Source organism: Phenylobacterium sp. (assembly GCF_030645195.1).
Taxonomy (GTDB): Bacteria; Pseudomonadota; Alphaproteobacteria; order Caulobacterales; family Caulobacteraceae; genus Phenylobacterium.
This window is the reverse complement of record NZ_JAUSLW010000171.1, coordinates 1-19,196: the sequence shown is the minus strand read 5'-3', so window position 1 is coordinate 19,196 and position 19,196 is coordinate 1. Positions and strand designations below refer to the sequence as shown.

At 67.4% G+C, this 19,196-nt stretch carries 18 protein-coding genes and 1 pseudogene; 8 read left to right on the top strand and 11 right to left on the bottom strand.

The genetic code is table 11. The features are described 5' to 3' along the window. The coding region (locus tag Q7T09_RS14240) for an Ig-like domain-containing protein (RefSeq protein ID WP_304700548.1) at window positions 1-3,837 on the bottom strand (3,837 nt) is incomplete at its 3' end. A gap of 351 nt (window positions 3,838-4,188) precedes the next feature. Between Q7T09_RS14240 and Q7T09_RS14235 the strand changes: the two genes are divergently transcribed. Further along, the gene (locus tag Q7T09_RS14235; RefSeq protein ID WP_304700547.1) at window positions 4,189-5,313 is read left to right on the top strand and encodes a lipopolysaccharide assembly protein LapB; all 1,125 of its coding nucleotides are present in this window, start codon (window positions 4,189-4,191) and stop codon (window positions 5,311-5,313) included. Between the two features lie 5 nt (window positions 5,314-5,318). Here the strand turns inward: Q7T09_RS14235 and Q7T09_RS14230 are convergent, their stop codons facing one another. The 3 genes and pseudogenes from Q7T09_RS14230 to Q7T09_RS14220 form a co-directional block, all read right to left on the bottom strand. Beyond that, entirely contained in the window at window positions 5,319-5,666 is a 348-nt protein-coding gene (locus Q7T09_RS14230) for a hypothetical protein (protein ID WP_304700546.1), read from the bottom strand. A 259-nt stretch (window positions 5,667-5,925) separates the two neighbouring features. Further along, window positions 5,926-6,456 (bottom strand): annotated as a pseudogene (locus Q7T09_RS14225) (transposase); the annotation flags it as partial. A gap of 146 nt (window positions 6,457-6,602) precedes the next feature. Then, window positions 6,603-6,749, bottom strand: a complete 147-nt coding sequence (locus Q7T09_RS14220; protein WP_304700545.1) for a hypothetical protein — start codon at window positions 6,747-6,749, stop codon at window positions 6,603-6,605. A gap of 491 nt (window positions 6,750-7,240) precedes the next feature. Here Q7T09_RS14220 and Q7T09_RS14215 point away from each other — a divergent pair, with 491 nt between their 5' ends. Next, window positions 7,241-8,608 carry a hypothetical protein gene (locus Q7T09_RS14215; RefSeq protein ID WP_304700544.1) on the top strand — a complete coding sequence of 456 codons (1,368 nt, stop codon included), beginning with the start codon at window positions 7,241-7,243 and terminating at the stop codon, window positions 8,606-8,608. A gap of 274 nt (window positions 8,609-8,882) precedes the next feature. Next, window positions 8,883-9,509 (top strand): HAD hydrolase-like protein, encoded by a 627-nt coding sequence (locus Q7T09_RS14210; RefSeq protein WP_304700543.1) that lies wholly within the window; start codon window positions 8,883-8,885, stop codon window positions 9,507-9,509. 9 nt (window positions 9,510-9,518) lie between these two features. Here Q7T09_RS14210 and Q7T09_RS14205 read toward each other — a convergent pair whose 3' ends face one another. Next, window positions 9,519-10,031, bottom strand: coding sequence for a YdcF family protein (locus Q7T09_RS14205; RefSeq protein WP_304700542.1), 513 nt, complete (start codon window positions 10,029-10,031; stop codon window positions 9,519-9,521). 91 nt (window positions 10,032-10,122) lie between these two features. Next, window positions 10,123-10,437, bottom strand: a complete 315-nt coding sequence (locus Q7T09_RS14200; RefSeq protein ID WP_304700541.1) for a hypothetical protein — start codon at window positions 10,435-10,437, stop codon at window positions 10,123-10,125. 245 nt (window positions 10,438-10,682) lie between these two features. Here Q7T09_RS14200 and Q7T09_RS14195 point away from each other — a divergent pair, with 245 nt between their 5' ends. From Q7T09_RS14195 to Q7T09_RS14180, 4 genes are read left to right on the top strand one after another with little or no spacing between them, the layout of a single operon-like run. Then, window positions 10,683-11,798 carry an ABC transporter permease gene (locus Q7T09_RS14195; protein WP_304700540.1) on the top strand — a complete coding sequence of 372 codons (1,116 nt, stop codon included), beginning with the start codon at window positions 10,683-10,685 and terminating at the stop codon, window positions 11,796-11,798. A 26-nt stretch (window positions 11,799-11,824) separates the two neighbouring features. Beyond that, entirely contained in the window at window positions 11,825-12,631 is an 807-nt protein-coding gene (locus Q7T09_RS14190; RefSeq protein ID WP_304700549.1) for an ABC transporter ATP-binding protein, read from the top strand. Next, on the top strand, window positions 12,631-13,569 hold the full coding sequence (locus Q7T09_RS14185; protein ID WP_304700539.1) for an MlaD family protein: 939 nt from the start codon (window positions 12,631-12,633) through the stop codon (window positions 13,567-13,569). Before Q7T09_RS14190 ends, Q7T09_RS14185 begins: the two co-directional genes overlap by 1 nt. Next, window positions 13,566-14,198 (top strand): ABC-type transport auxiliary lipoprotein family protein, encoded by a 633-nt coding sequence (locus tag Q7T09_RS14180; RefSeq protein ID WP_304700538.1) that lies wholly within the window; start codon window positions 13,566-13,568, stop codon window positions 14,196-14,198. The genes Q7T09_RS14185 and Q7T09_RS14180 overlap by 4 nt, the downstream gene beginning before the upstream one ends. A 179-nt stretch (window positions 14,199-14,377) precedes the next feature. Here the strand turns inward: Q7T09_RS14180 and folD are convergent, their stop codons facing one another. The 3 genes from folD to Q7T09_RS14165 all read right to left on the bottom strand — a co-directional run bounded on the left by folD (window position 14,378) and on the right by Q7T09_RS14165 (window position 17,061). Further along, window positions 14,378-15,274, bottom strand: coding sequence for a bifunctional methylenetetrahydrofolate dehydrogenase/methenyltetrahydrofolate cyclohydrolase FolD (gene folD, locus Q7T09_RS14175; protein ID WP_304700537.1), 897 nt, complete (start codon window positions 15,272-15,274; stop codon window positions 14,378-14,380). 112 nt (window positions 15,275-15,386) lie between these two features. Continuing rightward, a complete protein-coding gene (locus Q7T09_RS14170) occupies window positions 15,387-16,394 on the bottom strand; it encodes a S1/P1 Nuclease (protein ID WP_304700536.1) in 1,008 nt (335 codons plus the stop codon). A gap of 85 nt (window positions 16,395-16,479) precedes the next feature. Next, window positions 16,480-17,061: a glutathione S-transferase family protein gene (locus Q7T09_RS14165; RefSeq protein ID WP_304700535.1), complete on the bottom strand. Its 582-nt coding sequence runs from the start codon at window positions 17,059-17,061 to the stop codon at window positions 16,480-16,482. 263 nt (window positions 17,062-17,324) lie between these two features. Between Q7T09_RS14165 and Q7T09_RS14160 the strand changes: the two genes are divergently transcribed. Next, window positions 17,325-17,708 (top strand): 3D domain-containing protein, encoded by a 384-nt coding sequence (locus Q7T09_RS14160; protein WP_370689252.1) that lies wholly within the window; start codon window positions 17,325-17,327, stop codon window positions 17,706-17,708. A gap of 171 nt (window positions 17,709-17,879) precedes the next feature. Here the strand turns inward: Q7T09_RS14160 and Q7T09_RS14155 are convergent, their stop codons facing one another. Beyond that, the gene (locus Q7T09_RS14155) at window positions 17,880-18,689 is read right to left on the bottom strand and encodes a ferredoxin--NADP reductase (RefSeq protein WP_304700533.1); all 810 of its coding nucleotides are present in this window, start codon (window positions 18,687-18,689) and stop codon (window positions 17,880-17,882) included. Window positions 18,690-18,767: 78 nt separating this feature from the next. Continuing rightward, on the bottom strand, window positions 18,768-19,196 hold a 429-nt coding region (locus tag Q7T09_RS14150), incomplete at its 5' end, for a phosphoadenylyl-sulfate reductase (protein WP_304700532.1).

Below are 19,196 nucleotides of genomic sequence, written 5' to 3'. Positions count from 1 at the left end.
GTTGGTCGCGGTCGCAGACGTGATGGTCAGAGCGTCGCCATCAGCATCGGTGTCTGCGCCCCCGCCTACCGCGCTGCGCGGATCGAAGATCAGAGCCTGGCCGACCGGGGTCGTAAGGCCATTGTCGGGATTGGCGACCGGTGCTCGCTCTTGGGCCCGGACGGTAAGGTTGACCGTCCCGGTGCTCGTGGCTCCGGTCGGATCCCGAACCACATAGGTGAAGCTCGTCGTCCCAGAGAAGCCGGCGTTCGGTGTGAAGCTCATGCCGGTTCCGCTCCAGTTGAGCGTGCCGCCAGTCACTGTGCCGACCGACTGGATCACCAGCCCGTCCTTGTTCGCATCGGTGTCGTTCAGCCGCGGATCAAAGCTGACCGGAGTCCCGTAGGCCGTGGTGATCGTGTCGTTGGCCGCCACAGGCGCAGTGTTCGTCGGAGCCATCGACGGATAGGGTTGCATCGTCTGGGTCGAACCCAGCTTCACCAACTGCGCCTTGCGAAGCGCCACGCCAAACGTCGTGTTCGCCGCGCGTTTATCGCCCGTCGCTCCCGTATCGATCAGCAGGCTTGCGTAGCGCGCATTGGAGGGGGCGTTGATGATCGCCTCAACGCGGGTCCACCCATTGAGGGTCGCCGTCGTCGTTGCGGAAGCGCCGATGCTGTTCCAGTTCACATCCCAATAGAAGAGGGAGATGCCGACAAAGTCGGTGACGCCAACGCCCTTCATCTCCAGAGCGACCCCAAGCCGGTCGCTACCGCTCAGCGCCCAGTTATCCCCACCGGTCGCACCGTTGAGCTGCAGTATGCCAGAGAAGGTGTGGGTTCCGTCGTAGGGGGCGAGATTGGCGGTCGCCAAAGTCTTCTGCGCCACCACAGCAAATCCATCGCCCTGATAGTTGGCGTTGTTCGCAATGCTGTAGGCGACGCCGGTGCCCGCATCCGACCAATCGTAAGTTGAGCCCGCATCCAGCGCACTAAACAGGTTGGGGTTGTAGGCATTGGCGGTGACGGTGGTGGCGGAGCTGTAGACGCCGGCGCGATCCTTCAGCCGATAGGTGAAGCTCGTCTGGCCAACAGGGCTAGCGGCAGCTGTATAGGTGATAGTCGAGCCGTTGGTTGTCACCGATCCGCTGGCGGGGTTCGAGACGATCTCCACCGTCAGGGTGTCGCCAGCATCCGCGTCGCTGTCGTTGGCCCGAGGATCGAAGACGATCGATTGACCTAGGGTCACCGAGATGGTGTCGGCGACGGCCACCGGAGCCGTGTTGGGCAGCGAGACATTGACAGTGACCGTGCCAACCGTCTGCACCGTTCCGTCGGAGACGTTGTAGGTGATGGTCGCAGCGCCGGTGGAGCCCGCGGTCGGCGTGAAGCTGATCGTCGTGTCGTTGAGCAGGCTCACATTCCCGGAGCCAGACGCCAAGGCTGCGCTGACAATGGTCAGGGCATTGCCGTCCGCATCTGTATCATTGCCGAGCGGCGTAATCGAAGTCGCGGTCCCGGCGGTCGCCGAAACCACGTCGTTCAGAACGCTCGGACCATGGTTGGTCGTCACAACCCCAGAGGAAGCGGCGGCGCCCGGAACCTGCAGCGTGCTCGGTGGACTTGCCTTGAACGCGGCCAACTGAGCGGCCGAAAACTGAAGCGCATAACTGCGGGTCGCGGTCACCCGATCTGCCGCGTCGTAGGTAAAGACCTTGGCGGCGCCGGTGGCGTCGATCGTCTCAATCAGACGATGCGCTGCATCGTAGACGCGCCATTCCCAGCGGTCGGCGGCGTCGGCCGCGGGTCGGATGTCGGCCACGGACACGATGGCAGGCTTCCCGGCTCCGTCGATCAGCGACGCCAACTGCCAGCCGGACAGCTGGGTCTTATAGGTGACGGTCTTGATGAGCTGGTCGGCGGCGTTGTAGCCGTATTCGGTCAGCGTCCCGGTGGGACCTACCTCAGCGATCTTCCGCCCGGCGTTGTCGTAGAGGTAGTGGGTCTTGCCTCCGGTCGGATCGGTCACCCCGCGCAGGCGCCCATCGGCGTCGTACAGGTAGGTTGTGGTTGCTGTGGCGACGCCGGTCCCGGATTCGCTGTAGCTGATCAGTTCTCCGGCCAGGTCGTAGGTAGACGTCCGGAACAGGTCGTTGGCCAGTCTAACCGTCGTCGTGCTGGCGGTGTCGTTGAACTGGACGGTGGTAACGGCGTTGGCGAAATCCGTGGTCGAGATCTGGCGACCCAGGCCGTCATAGAGAAACACCTCGGCCTGACTCGCGGTCGAAGGCATTCGGCTCCGCAGCTTGCCGAACTGGTCATAGACGTAGGTGGTGGAGCTGCGTTCCGTACTTCCGTCGCCGTCGCCGTTCGCAAAGACCTTTCCGTAACTGGTGACCGTCGCGATATTGCCGCGGAAGTCGTAGGTGGTGTCGGTGCGGGTCGTGGTGCTCCGGTCGGCGATCGCGGTGACCCAGGCGGCCAGGGTGTTTTCGGAGATCGTCGCGGTCACCGCCAGAGCGCTGACGTCGTAGAGATTGGCCGGGTACTGGATGACCGAGGTCTGCTGGCCGGCGGCGTTGTAGCGGTACTCGGTGACGTCTCCCTCGGCGCCGACCACGAAGCGCAGGTGATTCTCGGAATCGTAAGTGTAGCGCGTCGTCAGGGGAATCGTGGCGTTGGCGCCCAGGTAACGGGTTTCGGTCAGGACTTCGTTATTCGCAGTTCCATAGCTGCGCTCGGTCCTGTCTCCAGCTCCATTGACCTCGGACAGCCGGTTGCCGGCGTCGTCGTAGGTGTAGACCGTCATTGCGCCATCGGGCGCAGTGACCGACTCGACGTCTCCGGAGGCGTTGTAAGCGAAGTTCGTCACTTGCGCCGCCGCGCCGCTCACCGCCGGTGGGGCGGTGATGCTGGTGAGCTGGCCGCCGACATCGTAAGCGAGCGCCGTCGCGAACCCGAGGGGGTCGGTGACGGTCGTGATCCGGTTGGTGGTGTTGTAGGTGAAGGTCGTCGTACGCGCCACGCCACCAACAGTCTGAGTCAGACTCTGGACCCGGTAGGCTCCGCCCGCCGGAACCTGGGTATAGGTGATGCCCAGAACATCAACGCCTTGTTGCCTGATGCTGGCAATGCGCTTGCTGGTGCCGTCATAGATATAGGTGGTGACGTACTTGTCGTTGTCAGTGGTTATATTGTCGTTCGGGCTATGGTCCACCGTGATGGAGACAAGACGGGCGCCCCCCGGATTTGTGTCGTAGCCATAGCTCACCCGAGTCGACTTGCTGAGCGTGTCGACACCCAGAAGGTCGGCATGCCGGAAGGTCTCAACCTGCGTGAGGTTGGTCCCCGCATAGACGAGATCGGTGTACTCGCCGTTCTGGGTCGTGACCCTGGAAACCAGGCCCGAGCCATTGTAGGCGAAGGCCAGGTTGTTGCCGTCGACATCGGCGCGGCTGGTGATCCGACCGCCGTTGTTGTTGTCGTAGATTTCGGTGACGCGGGTGGTCCCGTCCTTCCAGGTCCAGGTCGAACCCGAGAATGTCAGGGTGTCGTAGGCGCCCGCGCCCTCCTTGCTGACATAGGCGCTGCGGCCCGTGTCGTAGGTGTAGGTGACGTCCGACCCATCCCAGTCGATCCGCTTCACCGTGCTGCCGAACTGGTTGACGGTGCCGGTCAGCCCGGTGACCTGACGCGAGACGCTCGCGCGCCAATTGTCGCCGTTGTCGTCGGTGAAGGTCCCCAGGCTGTTGTAGGTCCGGGCGACCGCGTCGTCCTCACCCAATCCGATCAGCATTTCGTCGGTGTTCTGGACGATCAGGTTGCCGGTGGCGGCGTTGACATAGACGTTGTCGCCCACCCGCCCGAGCTGCGTTTGGCCAAACTGGCCTCGCGATCCAAGGACCCACGCAGAGCTGCGTTCCAGCCCCAAGCCCGTCGTCCCAGCGACTACAGCAACCATTGTCCGCCCCTCAGATCGTCGTCTGGCGCGGATGGATGAAATCCACGCCTCTAAGGTAGGTCCGGAGGGAAGTCCGGCATGTTTAACGGATTTTAGGAATTGACCGTCGAATTCTCATAAATATCTGTTTTTAATTGACTTATATTTCGCTCTGGGGTTCGGCCTCGGCTCCTTGTGAGGCGCGACAGTCACCGTTAGGTTGAGCTTGGTTCGCGGCCCCGCCACGGTCGGCCGCACACAAGGTGACCCATGTCCGTAGCCACCGCGCCGAAACTGCCAAGGCTGCTCGGCTTCCTGGAACGCGATCCCGGCAACCTGCAACTGCTGGCCGACGCAGCAGCAACCGCCCTTGACGAAGGTCAGCCGGCGAAAGCGATCGACCTGCTGGACCGCTATGCGGCCACCACGCCCCTGCCCCCCGAACTGCTAAATCTGTCCGGCGTCGCGGCGCTTCAGGAAGGGCGGTTTGGCGAAGCGGCCAAGGCCTTCGAGGATCTCCTAGCGCAGGGTCATGATGACCCGGGCCTACGCTTCAACTTGGCTTGGGCCAAGGCGATGCTCCTGGATTGGGCTCGTACGGCGGACCTGATCGACGATGCGACGGTGGCCGCGGCGCCGAGGGCCGCTGCTCTGAAGGTCGAGGCGCTCTGCCATCTCGGGAAGCTTGAGGAGGCACTGGCCTGGGGCGGCCAGATCGCCGCGCAGCGGCCGGGCGACCAGGCGCTGATGGGGGCTCTGGCGGTCGCGGCTATGGACGCCGAACAGACCGATCTCGCCCGCGCCTACGCCCTGAAGGCCGGGACGACCCACGAGGGGCTCTCGACCCTGGGCATGTTGATGCTCGATCAGGACGACGCCGACGAGGCGCTAGTCACCTTCGACCGCGCGCTGGCGGTCTACCCGCACAGCGCGCGCGCTCTGCTGGGCAAGGGCCTGGCTCTGCTGTCCAAAGGCGATCCGCGCGCCGCGGCGGGACAGCTGGACGAAGGGGCGAAGATCTTCGGCGACCATCTCGGATCCTGGATCGCCTCGGGCTGGGCCCATTTCGCCAGCGGCGATCAGGTCACGGCGCGGTCGCGGTTCGAAACCGCCCTCGCCCTCGACGACACCTTCGCAGAGAGCCACGGCGGCCTCGCCGTCCTCGATGTGATCGAGAACGATCTGGAGAGCGCCCGGCGGCGAACCGACATCGCCCTGCGGCTGGACCGGGTCTGCTTCTCAGGCGCCTTGGCGCGCTCGATGCTCCTGGAGCACGACGGCGATCCGGCAACGGCGGAGCGAATCCGCCAAAAGGCCATGAACGCGCCGATCGGCGCCGCGGGCCGCACTCTCGCGCAGGCCATGACGGTCATGGCTGGCCGCAGGCCCTCTTGATCCGATCAGCGGGCTGATGCGCGAAGTTCGCCCACGAGGCGGGTGAGTAGCCGGGAGGACCCGGCATCATCGTCCAGGGCGTCAGTCACTCTGTCCACCACCTGCTGGAACTTGGCGTCGTTGATCAAGCGCGCGTCCAGCTGATCGACGAGAATGCTCTGAATGAAGGCGCGCCGGAGTTGACGTTCCTCCACGCCGTCAACGCCTGCAAGTGCCTGTACATTCTCCAGGGGCGAGGCCGGCTGTTCACTCGACGACCGCCGCCGGGCGGTTACGCCATGCGATTTGGACCGCTCAAGCAACCTCTGGCGAAGCAGAAGGACGAGCTGATCGACATTGGAAATCGGATCCATGGAAGTCCCACTTCGCGCGCTGCCTCCAGACACAGACGCTGCAGACGAAGATCATAGGGCGTCTCTTCAAAGAGCGCACGCCATCGCGCGCCAAGATCTAATACGAGCCCCTCGCACCCTAGCAGGCTGAGGAAAATCCCGATGATCGGCGCAGATTGTTGCGTCTGATCGGGGATTTGAGGGACACTTGCCCGGCGGTTGCGCCCTGTGCGGTGTGCCGGGGGGCGTGCGAGGCGGACTTGCGGGCCTGGTTTCTCGATCACGCGACCTGGGCCACGAGCTTGGGCAATCGGATCAGGTTGTAGGCGGCCAGGGTGAAGGTGAATTGCCATCCGACCCGCCCGAGGCCTCGGTGTCGGGTCTTGCGCAGTCCGGCGGCGGACTTGGCCCAGCCGAACACCTCCTCGATGCGTTTGCGGATGACCTGGCTGATCTTGTAGCCGGCGTGGCGGGTGGTGCGTCCATCGAGGGCCGAGCCCTTCACCTTGGCCGCCACGTGTAGGGCGATGTTCAGAGTGCGCAGCTCGTTCACGAAATCCTCCACGTCATAGCCCTTGTCGACGCCCAGGGTGATGCGCCCGGGCCGCTCGGCGCGGGGCTCGATCATGTGCAGGGCGGCGATGCGCTCGGCATGGCCGTCGGCCCGGGTCAGGCAGGCGTCCACCACCAGCCCATGGCGGTTCTCCATCAGGGCGTGGCCGATGAAGCAGAGCTTGGCCTCCTGGCCCGGCCCCTTGCGATAGAGCCGGGCGTCCGGTTCGGTGGTGCTGGCGTGGGTGTCGTTGGTCCTCGACAAAGCGCCGCGCCAGCTCGGCCAGCTTCCGCTTGGCCGGCCCCGGCAGATCGCCGTGCGCCCGCGCCTGGAGTCGATGTAGATCGGCCCCGCGGATCGCTGACCGGTCGAAGCTTGGGGGGCTCTCCGGCCCGCACCTGGGCCTAGTAGCCGCGCCCGGGCGTCGGGATTTCGTGACGATCGCAGATCTTGCGAAGACCGACGTCCGAGACGCCGAGCTCGGCTGCGATGTCCGTCAGCGGACGCTGCCAAGCCGCTTCGAACAACGCCTGCCGCGACATCACCGTCATTCTCGTCTCCATCACTCCATACCTTCAGCGCCTCTATTCATACGGGTCTCATGCGCCCGCCAAGAACGCGCCGGGCGGGACATCGATCGTGCCCGCGGAAATTCGTCTCGGTGCGCTTGAACCGGTTGGCGTAGACTACGGTGGCGCCGTGTTCGCCCTTACGGACGGCGACCTCCACCCTCGACACCCCCAACGGGCGCCACCGCGCCGGCTCGCGGGACAGCGCATCTCGCGAACAGACGATGAACATTGAGGTTGGCCCACACCGGTCGGTACGGCACTCTTCGAGGATGAGCAGCGAATCAACAGCCAGCGTCGCGGGCCAACGCCCACGGGCGGGGACGACCGCCGCCCATCCCAAGACGGGACCTGCCCCAGAGGAAACCCGGCCAATCAAGGGTCCCGAGACACTAGTTCGGGTTCGGATCTCGAATGTCGCTGTTCGGGCGGCGATCGATGCGGTCGAGGACGACTACGCGTGGTGCTGGAACGTGCTCCTCGCGCTGAGGACAGGGCGGGTAGAACCCTCGACCGGCGAGTCTATCGTTCGCTTCCAGCTGCGCCTGTTCGACGCCCTCAGCCGGCTCGAGCGCCTCTATTTCGCAATCAAGCACGAGCAGAAGCGGCTTATCGCCGCCAAGGCGCGCTACGCGCCCAAGTGGTTTAGCCGTCGCATGGCCACGCTGGACGCGCGCGGAAAGCTGCTGCGCGCGGCTGTCGGCATCGGGCGGGCGCTGGGCGACGGCTTCGCATGGTTCTTCTACGAGCGCGACCGCAACCTGGTCGCGGAGCACCTGGCGCAGGAACGCCAGATCCTGCTGCCCACCGGCGTCGGCGGTCAGGGCGAGCGCGCCATGCTGGAAAATCTGCAGGGGATCGGCCGGATGCTGCTGATCTATCACGGCACGACCAGCTTCCTGCGGATGGGCGACGTCTCGTTCGTCGACCTCAAGACTCTTCGGGTCGCCGCGATCGGCGAACTCAAGACGCAGCGCATCAACGAGCGCGCACTCGGCCTGAAACTGGCGCTGATCTCGGGCCGCCGTGACCTGTTCCCGGACCTCACGCAAATGCGTCGGAGCACGACCCCGCCGCGGCCGCTCGACCCGAATCTGGAGGCGAAGCTGAAGCGCCAGACCAAGCGCATGGGCGACGCGTTCGGTCGCGCGCGCACGGCGACGAAGGACCCTGTCCGCGACTCCGAGGGCAAGTTCCATTTCACCGAACTCGACGACGTGATCTCGCGGGCCGGCAGCCGACGTCCGGCCTATGCGAAGGCAGGTCCGAGCTTAGTGGTCGGCGCCATGCGCTACCGCCGTGGACGCTCGCTCTCCGCGCGGCTGAGCACCCCGCCGTCCAATCCGAACCGCGCGTTCGGCGACGTCGTTCAATGGGCGACGTCGATCCTGCCGCCAGCCTTCACGGACAACGCCTTGTTGCTCGGCAGGGTCAGTATCGGTGACGACGGACCGGGCGTCACGGCAGACGCCATTCCAATGGCCTGCTGGCCGCTTCCCGACGATGCGTTGCGCGCGCTCGTCTTCGGTGAGGTGTTGCTCCTGACGCTCTACAACCCTGCCCACTTTTGGGCGGCGCTACGCGAGCGCGGCTTCTCCGTGACTCTCGGCGAACGCGCCAGCGTCCGGCGCGCCGTGCGGACGAAGGGCGACCAGGAACTCCATTTGGAGCATGCCGACTATTTCCACGGCCTTGTCCAGCGGAGCTTCGTGTCGCTCGAAAGCGTCCTCGGAATGGTGGACCAACTGCTCGACCTAACTGAGGAAAAGGCGGCCGAGGGCTTTCGGAAAATCCAGATGCGACCGCTGGTGACGCGGGGGCCCGTGAGTCTGGAATCGTGACCCGCCTACGCTACCTCCTCGGCGAACCTATCTGTGAATCACGCCGCCCAAGTTGTGGACAGCGGGAACGTCCCGATCCCTACTCTCGCCCAACATCGCGCACTGGACGACGGCGTCGCTTAACGCGCGGGAGACCAGTCGCCTGCGCACTGCCCACGCCACCATTTCCTTCCCCGCGGCTCGCCCTGGCCAAGACAGGCTCGGGGACCTGGGATTGCAGGCTTCCCCGGCGATGTCCCTTCCAGCCGGGCCCGCCACGGGCTACGAAACCCCCGTGGCTTATCGACTCGCGATCTTCGACTTCGACGGCACCCTGGCGGACTCCTATCCGTGGTTCACCAGCGTCCTCGATCACATGGCCGCGCGGCACAACTTCCGCGCCATCGACGCCGAGGAGCGGGAATCGCTGCGCGGGGCGAGCGCGCGCGCCATCATGAAGACGGTGGGGGTCTCCACCTGGAAGCTGGCGCGGATCGCCAAGGACTTCCGGGCCATGAAGAAGGACGCCTCCTCCGGCATCCCGCTGTTCCCCGGCATCCCCGAGATGCTGCGCGACCTGCACGGGCGCGGGGTGGTCCTGGCCCTGGTGTCCTCCGACACCGAGGCCAGCGTGCGGATCGGCCTGGGGCCGGAGCTGTCGGCCCTGTTTGTCCACTTCGACTGCGGCGCCTCGCTGTTCGGAAAGGCGCGGAAGTTCCGCCGGGTGCTGCGCAAGCTGGCCGTGGCCCGCACCCAGACCATCTGCATCGGCGACGAGGACCGCGACGCCCAGGCCGCGGCCAAGGCCGGCATCGACTTCGGCGCGGTCACCTGGGGCTATTCGACCCCGGAGAGCCTGATCGCTCACAATCCCAAGCTCACCTTCGCCACGGTGGACGACATCGCCGGGATCGCCGGCTAAGTTCCGCCCTTAAGTTTCGAGATCGCGCAGTAGCCTGCGGCGTGACGCGACGACCAGCGCCAGGTCGTAGGGATAGGCCAGGGTCTCGCGGGCCAGCATCCTCAGCCAGTGGGCGCGGGGTCCGGCATAGCCCGGGCGGATCGGGCCCTGGCGGCTGGGGACCCCCAGGGCGCCAAACAGCATGCGGGCGCGGGGGATGTGGTAGCCGTCGGTGCAGACCACCGCGCCCTCCAGGCCCTCGGCGCGGATGAAGCGGGCGGCGGCCACGACGTTCTCCAGGGTGTCGCGGCTGAGCTCGTCCAAGACCAGGCGGGCCGGGTCGATCCCGTGCCCGATCAGCAGGCCGGCCATCAGCGAGGCCTCGGAGGGCCCGTGACGGCCCACCCCGCCGGAGCAGAACACCAGGGCGTCGGGATGGTCGGCGGCGGCCTGGCGGCCATAGGCGACGCGCCGGCGCAGGGTGGGGCTAGGTTCGCCGTCCGGCCAGACCGCCGCCCCGAAGATCACGATCGCCCAGGCCATGGGGCCATGATGGCGGGCGAGACCGTCCGCGGCTATTTTTTAGTTGAGCGGGATGCGGGCGGAAAACCGGTTCCCACTTTTCCTCATCCCGCTAGCCCGCGTTCATCGGCGGGCTGTGTTCCTCGATGATGTCCTCGCGCTCGGCCTTGCGCACCGCGCCGCGGACGTTGAGCCGCATCAGGACCTCGGTCGCGCCGTAGCGGGCGTGGGCCTCGTCCAGGGCCGCCTGCCAGTCGCGGGCCGACAGGCACTCGGTCTCGCCGGCGAACAGGATGCTGGCGCCCTTGGGGGTCACCTGGGCGATGACATAGTTGGCTCCGACCGGCGGAAGGGTCCGCTCCTCTTCGAGGGCGGAGTAGCGGTAAACCGATCCGGACTTGCCGGCGAAATCGATCTGGCGGGTCAACGGGACGCTCCCGGCAGTTGGACGACTGAACATGGGGCCTCTGATACCCGAGGGAATTGGGCGAAAGATAGGCTATGTCGACAATCAGCGATCACCAGAGCGCGAGCACGGCCGCCGATAACCCGCAGAGCACGGAACAACCGGCGCCATAAGGCGTTCGGCGTGGGGGGGCGGCTCTGCTAGGTTCCCCCCCAGGCTCGACTCAAGCGAGCTGTCCCTCCAGGAAGGCGAAGACGCGCGAGCCGATGGAACGACCCGCCGATTTCACCGTCAAGGACGCCCGCGACCAGGGGGTCATCGAACTCACCGGCGACTGGACCGCCGCGCTGATCGGGCCCGCCGCCAGCGGCCTGCGCGACGAGCTGGCCGGCCGCAGTTCCGTGCACCTGGACCTGACCCAGGTCGGGCGCATGGACACCGCCGGCGCCTATGCGGTCATCCAGGCGGCCGGGGACCGGTTCGAGGCCGCCAAGGTCAAGGCGCGTCCCGAAACCCAAAGGCTAATCGAGCTGGTCAGCCAGGCCGCCGTGGTCAAGCCGCCGCCCACGGTCAAGCCACGCGGCTTCCACGAACTGACCATCCGCATCGGCAAGGGCGTGATGGACCTGTCCAGGGAGGTCCTCGACACCCTGGCCTTCGCCGGCCACCTGCTGGTGGTGCTGTTCCGGACAATCATCAATCCCCGCCGCATCCGCTGGGCGGCCTGTGTGTCCCTGGCCGAGCGGGCGGGTCTCGACGCCATCCCCATCGTGGTCACCACCTCGTTCTTCATCGGCGCCGTCGTCGGCCTGCTGGGCGCCAACATGCTGCGCCAGTTCGGGGCCGAGGTGTTCGCCGTCGAGCTGATCGGCATCGCCGTGACGCGGGAGTTCAACATCCTGATCACCGCCATCCTGCTGGCCGGTCGGTCGGCCTCGTCCTTCGCCGCCGAGATCGGCTCGATGAAGATGAGCCAGGAGATCGACGCCATGAAGGTGATGGGGGTCGACCCGTTCGAGGCCCTGGTGCTGCCGCGCTTCGTCGCCCTGCTGGTCACCATTCCGCTGCTGACCTTCGTGGCCACCCTGGCGGGCCTGGCGGGCGGCCTGATGATCACCTGGTCGGTGCTGAACCTGGGCCCCTCCTTCTTCCTGCAGCGGATCGTCGACAATGTGGGGGCGACCCACTTCTGGATCGCGCTCTCCAAGGCCCCGGTCATGGCCGCGGTGGTGGCCGGGATCGGCTGCCGCCAAGGCCTGGAGGTCGGCGGCGACGTCGAGTCCCTCGGGCGTCGGGTGACCGCGGCGGTGGTGCACGCGATCTTCGCCATCATCCTGATCGATGCGATCTTCGCCCTGATCTACATGGAGCTCGACCTGTGAGCCTCGCCACCCCGGACGACGCCGACCTGACCGAGGACGAACTGCCGACCACGGGCCCCGCCATCGAGGTGAAGGGCCTGGTCTCCAAGTTCGGCGAGAAGGTCATCCACGAGGGCCTGGACCTGACCGTCAAACGCGGCGAGGTCCAGGGCGTGGTGGGCGGATCGGGCAGCGGCAAGTCGGTGCTGCTCAACACCATCATCGGCCTGAAGATCCCCGACGGCGGCACGGTCCAGGTGTTCGGCCAGGACATCCAGAACGCCTCGCGCCGTAAGTGGTCGGCCATCGAGCGCCGCTGGGGGGTGCTGTTCCAGCAGGGCGCCCTGTTCTCCAACCTGACGGTGCGCGAGAACGTCGCCGCGCCCATGTACGAGCACACCAACATGCCCAAGCGGGTGGTGATGGAGCTGGCGGAGCTGAAGATCGCGCTCGTGGGCCTGCCGGCCAACGCCGCCCACCTGAAGCCCTCGGAGCTGTCGGGCGGGATGCGCAAGCGCGCGGGTCTGGCCCGCGCGCTCGCCCTCGACCCCGAGCTGCTGTTCCTCGACGAGCCGACCGCCGGCCTCGACCCCATCGGGGCGGCGGCTTTCGACGAGCTGATCAAGGACCTCTCCCACAGCCTGGACCTCACCGTCTTCATGATCACCCACGACCTCGACACCCTCTATGCGATCACCGATCGGGTGGCGGTGGTGGCTGACAAGAAGGTGGTGGCCAACGCCCCGGTGCGGACGCTGGAAAAGTCCAAGCATCCGTGGATTCGTGAATACTTCCTGGGGCCTCGCGGCCGAGCCGCGGTGCGTTCAGCGACAAAAGCCGAGACAGTGGGCTAATGGAAAAAGACGCCAATTACGCCCTGGTGGGCCTCTCGACCCTGATCCTGTTCCTGGGTCTGGTGATCTTCGGCGTGTGGCTGGCCAAGGTGCAGTTCAGCCGCGACTACCAGCTCTACGACATCATCTTCCAGGGACCGATCAACGGCCTCACCCAGGGGGGCGAGGTGCGGTTCAACGGCATCAAGGTGGGCGAGGTCACCAAGATCGAGCTGGCCCGCGAGAACCCCAAGAACGTGGTGGCCCGCGCCCGCGTCACCTCCGACGTGCCGATCCGCGTGGACTCCGTCGCCACCCTGGAACCCCAGGGCATCACCGGGGTGAACTATGTGCAGATCAGCGCCGGCACCCCGTCGAAACCCCTGCTGCGGGAGGTGACGCCGGACGGCAAGATCCCGGTGATCCGCAGCCAGCGCAGCACGCTCTCGGACCTGCTGGAGGGCGGCGGCACGGTGCTGAGCCGCACCGTCGAGGCGCTGGACCGCATCAACAAGGTGCTGTCGGACCAGAACGTGAAGACCTTCTCCGCCGCGCTCAGCGACACCCAGGCGGTGACCGCCGAGCTGCGGGAGCGCAAGGCGGTGATCGCCGACGCCCAGAAGGCCCTGCAGAGCATCGACACCGCCGCCCAGTCGATCAGCGCCCTGGGCGCCTCGGGCCAGAACCTGCTGGACGGCGACGGCAAGCGGACCCTGACGAACCTGGCCGACGCCGCCGAGGAGGCCCAGGCGGCCGCCAAGGACCTGCGCTCGATGATGGGCAAGCTCGAGAGCCCCGCCAGCGACTTCGCCACCACCGGTCTGCCCCAGCTCACCGCCGCGGCGGTGCAGCTCCAGGCCACGGCCGAGGCGATCGAGCGCCTGGCCAACGAACTCCAGACCAATCCCCGCGGCGCCGTCGCCAAGCCGGCCGGCAAGGAACTCGAGGTGAAGCCATGACCCGCCTGCAGCGCCTATTCCGGCTCACGGTCGCGGCCGCCACGGCCGTGGCCCTCACCGGCTGCATCACGCTCCTGCCCAAGACAAAGCCGGCCCAGCTCTACAGCTTCGGCTATGTCGCGCCCGCCGACGCGGCCGCGCCGCCGGCCGGCGAGACCTTCGGCGTCCTGAAACTGGCCAACGGCTTCACCCGCGCCGCGGCGGGCGACCAGATCCTGACCATCACCGGCGGTAACGACGCGGCCTATATCGGCCAGGCCCGCTGGGTCTCGGCCGCCACGGTGCTGTTCGACGAGGCGGTGAACCGCGCCTTCGACCGGGGCGGCCCTGCCCGGCTGATCGGGCGCGGCGAGATGGGCAAGTCCGACTATGCGCTGAAGCTGATCGTCGCCGACTTCAAGGTCGCCTACGACACGCCGAAGGCCAGCCCGCAGGTGGTGGTGAGCGTACACGCCACCCTCACCCGGTCGACCGACCGCACCCTGGTGGCCGAACGCACCTTCGAACAGAAGGTCCCGGTGACCGGCAACCGCCAGGCCGCCATCGTGGCGGGCTTCAACACCGCCGTCAGCGGCGTGCTGAGCGACATCGTCGCCTGGACCGGAGCGCTCGGCCAAACGCCGGCCTGAGGGCGCGGCGCCTGTTCGAGGGGCCATAGGTCGGCGCGGCGCGCGCCTCTCCCGCTTGCGGGAGAGGTCGGGTGAGGGCCTTTCGGAGGCGCCCCTACCCTCCTGAATCAGAAAGACCTCGGCTGCGCCGAGGCCCCCTCACCCTGACCTCTCCCCCGCGAGCGGGGGAGAGGAGGGAGTCACCCCTCTAGGCCGTGGATGCGCTTGGCGGCGGTGACGGTGTTGGAGAGCAGGCAGGCGACGGTCATCAAGCCGATGCCGCCGGGGACCGGGGTGATGTGGGCGGCGACCTTCTCGGCCGACTTGAAGTCCACGTCCCCCACCAGCTTGGTCTTCCCCGCGGCGGCCTTGACCGGATCGCGGAAGGGCACGCGGTTGATGCCGACGTCGATCACCGTGGCGCCGGGCTTGATCCAGTCGCCCTTGATCATCTGCGGACGGCCGACGGCGGCCACCAGGATGTCGGCCTCGCGGCAGACGGCGGGCAGGTCGACGGTGCGGGAATGGGCGATGGTCACCGTGCAGTCGGCGGCCAGCAGCAGCTGGGCGACCGGGCGGCCCACCAGGACCGAGCGGCCCACCACCACGGCGCGCTTGCCGGCCAGGTTTCCCAGGGTCTGGCGCAGGACCAGCATGCAGCCCAGCGGCGTGCAGGGGATCAGGGCGGGCATGCCGCTGGCCAGCAGGCCGGCATTGACCACCGTCAGGCCGTCGACGTCCTTGTTGGGGTCGAGGGCGGCCAGGACCATCTTCTCGTCGAGGTGCTTGGGCAGGGGCATCTGGACCAGGATGCCGTGGATCTTCGGATCGTCGTTGAGCCGCTCCACCAGGTCCATCAGCTCGTCCTGGGTGGCGTCGGCGGGCAGCCGGTGGGTTTCCGAGTGCATGCCCGCGGCCAGGGAGTGCTCGCCCTTGGAGCGCACATAGACCTGGCTGGCCGGATCCTCGCCCACCAGCACCACCGCCAGTCCCGGCTGGACGCCGTGCTCGGCCTTCAACAGGGCGGTCTCGCCGGCCGCCTGGGCGCGGACCTGTTCGGCCAGGGACTTGACGTCGATGATGTGGGCTGAGGTCATGGACGCTCCTTCTTGGGCCGGAACTCGCGCGTTCGACTATCCGTTCAGGCTGCGCCGCGCAATGCGGGCAGCTTAGGCGCGGCCCGGATCGGCGCGCCGAACTGGGGGGTCATCAGTTGCGGCCGTAGAGGGCTTCGTAGGGATCGACCTTGCCACTGACGGCGTCCGGCACGGCCACGGCGGGCCAGCCGATCTTGACGCCGGCGCTGGCGCTCCAGGCCTCGGCGATCAGGTCGCGAAGCTCCGAGGCGCCGGCGGCGACCCGCACCGTGGCGAAGGCCGCGCCGCGCGGATCGGCGTTCGCGAAGCCGCCGGCCTTCTCCAGCTCGTAGAAGGGGACCACCTGGCCCCCGGCCACGGCCAGGTAGTCGGCGACCCGCTTCTCGATGGCGCAGCCGCAGGCGCGGAAGGGGGTCATCTTCGCCCGCACCGCCGGGGTGTGGACATTGGCGAAGACGAAGGCCTCCTCGAAGGGCCCGTGGACCTTGGCGGTCGAGTAGCCCTGGGGATTGGGATAGTCGCCCCAGCCGTTGTAGTGGGCGGTGACGTGCAGGGGCTGGGCGCCGTCGCCCACGAAGTGCGACAGGAAGCCGATGGTCAACAGGACCTGCTGCTCGCGGCGCAGGCGGTCGGCGCGCATCCAGGCGCGGCGGGCACGGTTCTTCTCCCGGGGCTCGGCGGCTGCCTCAACCCGCCAATAGGCGAGGTCGGTGGTGAGCTGCTGGAACTGGTCGACGATGGAATAGGGCAGATAGCCCGCCTTCCAGCTGTCCTGGCCAGCGGCGCGCAGGGCGGTCTCGTAGTCGGCCCGGGTCGGCGGCAGGGCGGCCAGGGCCGGTCCCCCCAGGATGCGTCCGTCGTCCTCCAGGTCGACGAAATGGCCCGGATCGCGGTTGGAGTCGTGGATCTTGCCCGAGCCCTTGGAGCGGTCGGGCTCGCGCGACAGCTCGCCGACCGCCGCCACCGCCGCGGGCGCGCGCAGGAAGGCCGGCAGGGCGGGCGGCAGGGCCCGCATGGCCTCCTCCCCCACCATGCGGTGACCGGCCCCGCCCCAGGCGAAGGCGGGGGCCGGGACGGCGGCGAGCAGAAGCAGGGCGAGGCGGAGCGGCTTGAGCGTCATACCTGCGATTTGAGGCCCGCCGACGGCGAAGGCAAGCGCCGCCAGGTCAGGGACGACCCGATTTCACCGGGATGTCGCAGACGCCTCAGGCGATGTTCAAGGCCGTTTCGACCCGGCCGATCCAGGCCTGGACCTTCGGACAGTCGGCCAGACGGAAGCCGCCCTCCTCCGCCATCCGCGTGTAGGCCACCAGGGCGACGTCGGCGAGGCTGACCCGGTCGCCCACCAGGAAGGGCTGGGCGGCCAGGCCGTCCTCCAGCCGCTGGAGGGCGGCCTTGCCGCGCTCCACCAGCTTGGGGTCGAGATCGGCCACGGCCTTGCCCAGGTAGCGCACCTGGAAGCGGGCCACCGCGACATAGGGCTCGTGGCTGTACTGCTCCCAGAACATCCACTCCAGCATGCGGGCCCGCTCATAGGCGTCGGCGGGGATCAGATCCGAGCCCTCGGCCAGGTGCAGGAGGATGGCGTTGGACTGGGCCAGCGGCCGGCCGTCGTCCAGGATCACGGCGGGAACCTGGCCGGCCGGGTTCATCGCCAGGAATTCCGGCGTGCGGGTCGCGGCCCTCATGACGTCGGTCTCGATCCACTCATAGGAAAGCCCGAGATGATCGGCCGCCCATTTCACCTTCAGGCAGTTGCCCGAGATGGAGTCGCCGTAGATGCGCATGTGCAGGGCCCCGTTGCTGGCGGTTGTTGATAGACCATGACTCTGGCGGCGCAATCGAAGCTGTCTGCAGGCGCCTGTGAGTAAGCCTAATAGCGGGGTTGCCCTGGCCCCAGAGTCCCGGTACTCAGAGCGCCGCTGACAGATCAACGACGAAGGAGGACGCCGTCATGGGACGCCGCCTCGCCGCCCTGGCCGCCCTTCCCCTTCTGGCTTTCGGAGGTGGAGCGCACGCCGCTCCGTCCGACCCCATCGGGGACCTCTTGATGAACGCCCTCACCGGGACTCTGCCCGGTTCGGCCGACTTCCGCCTGAAGGCCACCCTTTACCATGCCGGCGCCAAGGGCGTGGGCGGTCTGGACTCGCTCGGCTGCAAGGTGGTGGCCATGCGCACCGCCGCCATCGACCGCAACCTGATCCCCCGCCGCACGGTGCTGTTCATCCGCGAGACCGTCGGCCTGCCCATGCCCGACGGCTCCTCCCATGACGGCTACTGGTACGCCTCCGACGTCGGCGGGGCGATCAAGGGCCAGAGGATCGACCTGTACACCGGGTCGGGCGCGGGCTCGATGAAGCCCCTGCGGCCGCTGAACCTGGCCCAGCTCACGGTCACCAAGGCCGGCGAGTTCAAGGGCTGCCCGCCGCGGTAGAGAACCTCAGATGCTCCCCCTCTGGGGGAGCTGTCAGCGGAGCTGACTGAGCGGGACTTTGTCTCTTGTCTTGGGCCGTGTGGACTACGTCCATCCCCCTCCGCCTCGCCGCGTTGCGACGAGCCACCTCCCCCACATCGCGCTGGCGCGCTGGGGGAGGATCTTGGAACCTCAGGTCTCGACGAAGGCGCGTTCCAGCACGTAGTCGCCCGGGGCGGCCAGCGAGCCCTCGACATAGCCGCGGGCCTCCAGGAGGGTCTTGAGGTCGGCCAGGACCGAGGGGCCGCCGCAGAGCATCAGGCGGTCGACGGCGGGATCCAGGGGCGGCAGGCCCAGGTCCTCGAAGATCTTGCCCGAGGCGATCAGGTCGGTGATCCGGCCCTGGTGCTTGAAGGGCTCGCGGGTGACGGTGGGATAGTAGCGCAGCTTGGGCGCGACGATCTCGCCCAGGATCTCGTCATTGGGCAGGTCGCGCTCGAACAGCTCGCGATAGTTCAGGTCGGCGACGTTGCGCACCGTGTGGGTGACGATGACCTCGTCGAAGCGGTCATAGACCTCGGGGTCGCGGGCCAGGCTGAGCCAGGGGGCCAGGCCCGTGCCGGTGCCCAGCATGTAGAGGCGCTTGCCGGGCTTGAGGCCATCCAGCACCAGGGTGCCGGTGGGCTTCTTGCCGATCAGGACCTGGTCGCCCACCTGGATCTTCTGCAGGCGCGAGGTCAGGGGGCCGCTCTCCACCTTGATGGAATAGAACTCCAGCTCGTCGTGCCAGGAGGGCGAGGCGATGGAATAGGCGCGCAGCAGCGGCTTGCCGTCCACCTCCAGCCCCACCATCACGAACTGGCCGCTCTGGAAGCGGAAGGCCGGGTCCCGCGTGGTGCGGAATGAGAACAGCCGGTCGGTCCAGTGCTGGACCCAGGTCACGGTCTCATGGAGGAAGGCGCCGGCCTTCTTGGCCGGGGCGGCGGCGGTCACATCGGTCATGATCGGTCTGCTTGAACTCTATTGTTTGTCGCGTGACGGTCGCCGAAACCGGCATCCACTTTCGGCTGTCACGCTCCGCTAGATATCGCCGCCGACGTTCGTAACGGCATCCGGCGCGCGGGCGACATGTATGCCGCATTCGGTCTTTTCGGAACCCGCCCAGCGTCCGGCGCGCACATCCTGGCCCTCTTCGACGGGCTTGGTGCAGGGCCAGCAGCCGATGGAGGGGAAGCCCTGGGCCACCAGGGGATGGGCCGGCAGGTCATGCTGGGCCATGTAGGCGTCCAACTCGGTCTTGCCCCAGTTGGCCAGGGGATTGAACTTCACCTGGCCGTCGGACTGCTCCACCACCGGCAGGGACAGGCGGTCGCCGCCGTGGAAGCGCTTGCGGCCGGTGATCCAGGCGTCGAAGTCCTTCAGGGCGGCGTCCAGCGGGATCACCTTGCGGATATTGCAGCAGGCGTCGGTGTCGGTCTGCCAGAGGTTGGCCTTGGGATCGACGGTGGC

Excerpts from the sequence above, each read along its gene's own strand:
- Q7T09_RS14170 (WP_304700536.1), bottom strand. The coding sequence starts at position 16,394 with ATGACGCTCAAGCCGCTCCGCCTCGCCCTGCTTCTGCTCGCCGCCGTC.
- Q7T09_RS14230 (WP_304700546.1), bottom strand. The coding sequence starts at position 5,666 with ATGGATCCGATTTCCAATGTCGATCAGCTCGTCCTTCTGCTTCGCCAG.
- Q7T09_RS14160 (WP_370689252.1), top strand. The coding sequence starts at position 17,325 with ATGAACGCCCTCACCGGGACTCTGCCCGGTTCGGCCGACTTCCGCCTG.
- Q7T09_RS14235 (WP_304700547.1), top strand. The coding sequence starts at position 4,189 with ATGTCCGTAGCCACCGCGCCGAAACTGCCAAGGCTGCTCGGCTTCCTG.
- Q7T09_RS14180 (WP_304700538.1), top strand. The coding sequence starts at position 13,566 with ATGACCCGCCTGCAGCGCCTATTCCGGCTCACGGTCGCGGCCGCCACG.
- Q7T09_RS14205 (WP_304700542.1), bottom strand. The coding sequence starts at position 10,031 with ATGGCCTGGGCGATCGTGATCTTCGGGGCGGCGGTCTGGCCGGACGGC.
- Q7T09_RS14195 (WP_304700540.1), top strand. The coding sequence starts at position 10,683 with ATGGAACGACCCGCCGATTTCACCGTCAAGGACGCCCGCGACCAGGGG.
- Q7T09_RS14155 (WP_304700533.1), bottom strand. The coding sequence starts at position 18,689 with ATGACCGATGTGACCGCCGCCGCCCCGGCCAAGAAGGCCGGCGCCTTC.
- Q7T09_RS14165 (WP_304700535.1), bottom strand. The coding sequence starts at position 17,061 with ATGCGCATCTACGGCGACTCCATCTCGGGCAACTGCCTGAAGGTGAAA.
- folD (WP_304700537.1), bottom strand. The coding sequence starts at position 15,274 with ATGACCTCAGCCCACATCATCGACGTCAAGTCCCTGGCCGAACAGGTC.
- Q7T09_RS14220 (WP_304700545.1), bottom strand. The coding sequence starts at position 6,749 with ATGACGGTGATGTCGCGGCAGGCGTTGTTCGAAGCGGCTTGGCAGCGT.
- Q7T09_RS14185 (WP_304700539.1), top strand. The coding sequence starts at position 12,631 with ATGGAAAAAGACGCCAATTACGCCCTGGTGGGCCTCTCGACCCTGATC.